Origin of the sequence: Pedobacter sp., assembly GCF_035566355.1 — a bacterium.
GTDB lineage: Bacteria > Bacteroidota > Bacteroidia > Sphingobacteriales > Sphingobacteriaceae > Pedobacter.
In genome coordinates this window covers 1-4,467 of the sequence record NZ_DATMRL010000222.1, presented here as the reverse complement: position 1 = coordinate 4,467, position 4,467 = coordinate 1, and the positions used below count along the sequence as shown (strand labels likewise).

The window sequence follows — 4,467 nt, the reverse complement described above, 5'->3', positions numbered from 1 at the left end:
ATGATGAATCAAAAACTGGATTTTATATTAGCTATGAAAAGAATGGAAAGGACTGTGGCTATGCTGTTGAAGCAAAAAAAGATGATAGCAATCCTTTTCCTTATATCGATTTGGATTTAGATCATTTATATGGAGTAAACGATGAAAAAAGTGACTTGGAATGATTTGCACAATGCAACCTTTAAAGAATTGAAAAAAACGTATAAATTAAGTGATAGACAATTAGAAAATGCAGTCCGTGGTCACATGGATGGCGCCAATACACAAGAGCGGCGCGACCTCTATAAAACCGTTTGGGATAAAAAGGAATAATCATGCCATTGATTAAAGGAGCCAAACCAGGCTCAAAAGGATTTAAAGAAAATATTAAAGCCGAAATTTCTGCTGGGAAACCACAGAAACAAGCTGTTGCTATTGCATACAGTGAATCTAAACAACAAAAGGAGAGTAAGAAAATGGAAAAGCATCACAAGGAACATCATAAAGAGCATCACAAAGAACATGCTAAAAAAGAGCATGCTCATAAAAAAGAACATCATAAAGAACATGAAGATCACAAGCACATGCATAAACATCATCATGAAATGCATAAGCACCACATGAGCGAAGTGAAGCATCATGAAAAAATGATGAAAAAACACGCCACTCATGCTAAAAAAAAGTAAGTCATCCTGATGTAAAAGAGGATAAAGCTTTGATTAGAAAGATGGTCAAAAAGGATTGTTTGAAATAAACAAGGATTACTATCATGTACGAAAATCCAAAAAAGGATGCTAAGAAAACTAAAAGCCCTTATAACAAACGGGAAAATGAAGTTACGGACAAAGCTTTTAAAGCTGTGGCCAAATCCGTTAAGCCGGTTGCTAAGGATACAAACAAAACACGCCGAAAAGAAACTCGGGCGCGAATTGTGGGCGATACAGTACCAGCAGTAAAACCAAAATCAAATCTTAAAAAAGATATGAAAAAATCTATGAAAGGGAAATGTTAAGGATGACATTATGGCTGAGAAATGGATTTCGGGCGCAATAAAGCACCCCGGTAAACTTCATCGTGATTTAGGAGTTCCTGAAGGCAAGAAGATTCCTGCTAAAAAGTTAGCGAAGGCAGAACATAGCAAAAACCCATCATTGCGAAGGGAAGCTAACCTTGCCAAAACATTGAAGAAGTTGCGTCATGGAAAGTAAGTTGCTCGAAGATGAGCAGTCCGAAGAAGTTCTCGAAGAAGAAAAACCTAAACGCTCTTCTAGGAGTTTTTTTAATTATCAAGTTCGGGAATATGAAAAAAATCTAATTCATAAACTCCCTAACGAATTAAGAAATTATGTGATAAATTATAACTATCGAGCTAGTTCAGACGAGCGTTTTCATATTGATACTAACGATTATTAACATAAGCATTCAATTTATAAGGATATAAAAATGAGTGAATATAAATGTAAGGAAGGCATGATAGATAACCGTATCGTTCATGACAATCACCAACAAGGTATTAAGCGCGTGTTACAAAGACATCATGACAAAAATGACGTTGAAGGGCATAGCGGTAAAATGGGCAAAGGCGACAAAGCTCATTGGAGCAGACGCGGAGATTCTTTAACTCCTCGAAAAGCATAAACACTCTCATCATTTTATAAGGACATAAAAAATGGGCGTCTTACAATATCCGAAACCTATTCCTGCAACCAATGGTACTCTCCCAGGGTTAAGGTTCATGGTTTCTACTGATAATCTATCAACCATCACCACGGCTGGCTATTTAAACAGTGTTGTAGCAGAAAGTGCCCAACCCTTATCAAATGGTGATGTGCTATTAGTGCTTTACGGCTATAACTTACCTACTACTACCGGAACTTTTGGAATTTTTACGGTTTCAATTTCTGGCGCAACTGGCAGTATCACTTTGGCTGAGTGGACAGGTACTAGCGGGGTTGTCTTACCTACTATTGCTAACCATATTGCAACCTATACTAATACTACTGGTACATTAAGCGAAGACCCTGCAACTGCTATCAGTGGCGGAAATATCCAAGCTGGTTTGAGTGGAACCGCAGGTACATTGGCTTCATTCCCAGGTACAGCTAGTAAAGGTTCGTTGGTGGTTGCGGCTGTGGCTAACACTGGCAATACCTTAACTACTATTAGTAATGCTGCCATGGGTCAAGCAACTGTTGTTAGCATTCCCGACCCTGGGGCTGCAACAGCAAACTTTTTATTAAATACTGGCGCCAACGCAATGGCTGCGGGTAGTAGTATCACATTTGCTAAAGTAAACGGTACGGAAGCTGCGAATGCTGTAACGGCAAGTGGTGTGGCTGGAGCCTTAACGACTTCATCCTTATCGACTGCTGGCGGCTCAAGTTATGCGATTACCTGGACTAATACTGCAATCACTGCGACATCTTCAGTATTGTTAACATTGGCAGGTGGTACTAACACGACTGAGAACATTACTTTGAAAGTAGTTCCAGGCTCCGGCACCGCAACTTTGACAATTTATAACAATACCGCTGCTACTGCATTAAATGGTACTATTATAATTTCTTACTTAGTTATCTAAGTTATCCCCAAGGGCTGAACGTTGCTCATCACGTTTGGCCTTTCTTTTTTTAATGGTTTCATATATCGAAAAAACAAACATGATGCTCATAATTGAAAAAAACGCATATGTAAAAATGAACGTTTCAAAGACTTCATTAAGTTTAAGTGCATAAAGTCCACAAAGCATATAAAACAATAAAACAATAAGTCTCCTAAGATCGTTGATTTCTGAACCCAAGATTAATATCGAACGATAACTACGCATAATATGTTCTTGGGTTGTTCCAGATTGCAAAGGATTTATGTTGGAGTCTAATTCTTCCTTGTTCACTATAGATAATTCCACATAGAAATGATTACTGCCGCAAAGGCAAATATTAAGGCAATTGCACTCACTCTTAATTGATACTTGTTAAGTCTATTTTGTTGATCGATTAATTCTAAATTTAATCTGGCATTTTCTGCGAGCAAATGATGAAGTGATTTTTTTATTCCTGGGTTTGCGTCTAGGAATTCTTTACATTCGATATCCCTTTGTAAAAATTCATTGATTTGATTCTGAGATTCCATTAAATTATTCCAAACAATTTACCTAATGCGGCTGCGCCTATCATTGCATAAATTCCCAAAATTAAATTGGTATTTTTATGCGATTCTGATTTTATTTCTTCACGAATAACTGAAAGTTCTCTTAATACTCCTTCTTGTGAATTTTTTAATACAGCAATATCTAATTGCTCTTGAGAATATATTGGAGTGCTCATTTTATGTCCTTGATCCCATGAAATAAAATAATTATAGCATAGTGAAAAATTAGTGGGCATTCCCTAAGTGAAAAACAATACTGCAACATTGATTTCAATTCTTTAGTTACAGGCCTTTTCTTTTTGGGCTTAATCTCATCTGGCGCCAAATCGAATGCTTGTATTTTTTTTTGCAAAAGTTTTACAAACACCTCGGGCTCGATATCCAAGAAATGTAAGTATTTATCCAAGAGTTCACTTTGATTTAATAAAAAAACTCTTGCATCATAAGCGTGCTGCTCACTGATGGAACGCACATCCTTTTTTTTATAAGTTATTTGCTCGGGATTTATTTTATTAACTATTTCCATATATTGTTGAGTTGCTTTTTTTCTAGAACGTGGGAATTTATATAAAAAAGCATCCTCAACGGCGAGTTGAATAACTGAGGCTATTAAATCTTTATCGCACTTGTAATCGTAATCTAGTCTATGCGTAGTATGTTGATTGATGAAAGCCAATTCTTCTAAAGTGGCTATCCTCGGTGTAATCTCAGGTTTTATAGCCTCATAAAGATAATCTATATCGTCACAATTTAAAAAATTAGCAAAGCATACATATTCGCGTTTTTGACAAAAGATTATTAGATTGGCAAAAAAAACATAGAAGCAATCATTTTTACTATATTCCCCTCTCATTAAGGTTTTCTTAACCAAAGACTGGATTGACTGCTCTTTTTTTTCTTCATAATAAATCGTATAGGGTTTCCCATTTTCAAATAATTTTGAAATGAAATTTCTAGTCCATTCATGCGAGTGTGGAAATTTAAAAACAAAACATTTTGCATTCATAAAATCATACTCCCATTTTTCGTGGAAATAAGATTTTCTTTGAACCATCCTTCAATTTCTTCTATTCGATAATAGATATTTCGATTTAATCTATAATAGGGAAGGCTATTTTTACTAAGTCGCGTTTTTCTAAACCATTGTACGGACAAACCATATTTTTTAGATATTTCTTTTTCTGAAAAAAACTCAATTCCATTTATTAATAACATCCTTATTCCTAAATAGATAATTACACTATCAATATAATCCGTTTCTTAACCATCTCAAACGCTAAGTTGGACTACATTGCGCTAAGTTCTGCTACGTTGTACTAAGTTCAGCTACGAAGATGT

The 4,467-nt window shown here is 35.7% G+C and carries 10 protein-coding genes; 6 read left to right on the top strand and 4 right to left on the bottom strand.

The window, feature by feature from the left end; genetic code table 11:
* The first annotated feature begins 141 nt into the window (after window positions 1-141).
* The 6 genes from VNZ46_RS08485 to VNZ46_RS08460 all read left to right on the top strand — a co-directional run bounded on the left by VNZ46_RS08485 (window position 142) and on the right by VNZ46_RS08460 (window position 2,560).
* Window positions 142-312: a hypothetical protein gene (locus tag VNZ46_RS08485; RefSeq protein ID WP_325559667.1), complete on the top strand. Its 171-nt coding sequence runs from the start codon at window positions 142-144 to the stop codon at window positions 310-312.
* A 2-nt stretch (window positions 313-314) separates the two neighbouring features.
* Window positions 315-665: a hypothetical protein gene (locus VNZ46_RS08480; RefSeq protein ID WP_325559665.1), complete on the top strand. Its 351-nt coding sequence runs from the start codon at window positions 315-317 to the stop codon at window positions 663-665.
* Window positions 666-748: 83 nt separating this feature from the next.
* Window positions 749-991: a hypothetical protein gene (locus VNZ46_RS08475; protein WP_325559664.1), complete on the top strand. Its 243-nt coding sequence runs from the start codon at window positions 749-751 to the stop codon at window positions 989-991.
* A gap of 10 nt (window positions 992-1,001) precedes the next feature.
* Window positions 1,002-1,187 carry a hypothetical protein gene (locus VNZ46_RS08470; protein WP_325559663.1) on the top strand — a complete coding sequence of 62 codons (186 nt, stop codon included), beginning with the start codon at window positions 1,002-1,004 and terminating at the stop codon, window positions 1,185-1,187.
* Between the two features lie 284 nt (window positions 1,188-1,471).
* Window positions 1,472-1,600, top strand: a complete 129-nt coding sequence (locus VNZ46_RS08465; protein WP_325559661.1) for a hypothetical protein — start codon at window positions 1,472-1,474, stop codon at window positions 1,598-1,600.
* A 48-nt stretch (window positions 1,601-1,648) separates the two neighbouring features.
* Window positions 1,649-2,560, top strand: a complete 912-nt coding sequence (locus tag VNZ46_RS08460; RefSeq protein ID WP_325559659.1) for a hypothetical protein — start codon at window positions 1,649-1,651, stop codon at window positions 2,558-2,560.
* On the opposite strand, the gene VNZ46_RS08455 is transcribed toward VNZ46_RS08460, so the two are convergent.
* From VNZ46_RS08455 to VNZ46_RS08440, 4 genes are read right to left on the bottom strand one after another with little or no spacing between them, the layout of a single operon-like run.
* On the bottom strand, window positions 2,549-2,872 hold the full coding sequence (locus VNZ46_RS08455) for a hypothetical protein (RefSeq protein ID WP_325559658.1): 324 nt from the start codon (window positions 2,870-2,872) through the stop codon (window positions 2,549-2,551). The genes VNZ46_RS08460 and VNZ46_RS08455 overlap by 12 nt on opposite strands.
* Window positions 2,872-3,111 (bottom strand): hypothetical protein, encoded by a 240-nt coding sequence (locus VNZ46_RS08450; protein ID WP_325559657.1) that lies wholly within the window; start codon window positions 3,109-3,111, stop codon window positions 2,872-2,874. The genes VNZ46_RS08455 and VNZ46_RS08450 overlap by 1 nt, the downstream gene beginning before the upstream one ends.
* Window positions 3,111-3,305 carry a hypothetical protein gene (locus tag VNZ46_RS08445; protein WP_325559656.1) on the bottom strand — a complete coding sequence of 65 codons (195 nt, stop codon included), beginning with the start codon at window positions 3,303-3,305 and terminating at the stop codon, window positions 3,111-3,113. The genes VNZ46_RS08450 and VNZ46_RS08445 overlap by 1 nt, the downstream gene beginning before the upstream one ends.
* Window positions 3,302-4,183 (bottom strand): hypothetical protein, encoded by an 882-nt coding sequence (locus VNZ46_RS08440; RefSeq protein WP_325559655.1) that lies wholly within the window; start codon window positions 4,181-4,183, stop codon window positions 3,302-3,304. The genes VNZ46_RS08445 and VNZ46_RS08440 overlap by 4 nt, the downstream gene beginning before the upstream one ends.
* Window positions 4,184-4,467: the final 284 nt, after the last annotated feature.

Excerpts from the sequence above, each read along its gene's own strand:
- VNZ46_RS08485 (WP_325559667.1), top strand. The coding sequence starts at position 142 with ATGAAAAAAGTGACTTGGAATGATTTGCACAATGCAACCTTTAAAGAA.
- VNZ46_RS08480 (WP_325559665.1), top strand. The coding sequence starts at position 315 with ATGCCATTGATTAAAGGAGCCAAACCAGGCTCAAAAGGATTTAAAGAA.
- VNZ46_RS08475 (WP_325559664.1), top strand. The coding sequence starts at position 749 with ATGTACGAAAATCCAAAAAAGGATGCTAAGAAAACTAAAAGCCCTTAT.
- VNZ46_RS08470 (WP_325559663.1), top strand. The coding sequence starts at position 1,002 with ATGGCTGAGAAATGGATTTCGGGCGCAATAAAGCACCCCGGTAAACTT.
- VNZ46_RS08465 (WP_325559661.1), top strand. The coding sequence starts at position 1,472 with ATGACAATCACCAACAAGGTATTAAGCGCGTGTTACAAAGACATCATG.
- VNZ46_RS08460 (WP_325559659.1), top strand. The coding sequence starts at position 1,649 with ATGGGCGTCTTACAATATCCGAAACCTATTCCTGCAACCAATGGTACT.
- VNZ46_RS08450 (WP_325559657.1), bottom strand. The coding sequence starts at position 3,111 with ATGGAATCTCAGAATCAAATCAATGAATTTTTACAAAGGGATATCGAA.
- VNZ46_RS08445 (WP_325559656.1), bottom strand. The coding sequence starts at position 3,305 with ATGAGCACTCCAATATATTCTCAAGAGCAATTAGATATTGCTGTATTA.
- VNZ46_RS08440 (WP_325559655.1), bottom strand. The coding sequence starts at position 4,183 with ATGGTTCAAAGAAAATCTTATTTCCACGAAAAATGGGAGTATGATTTT.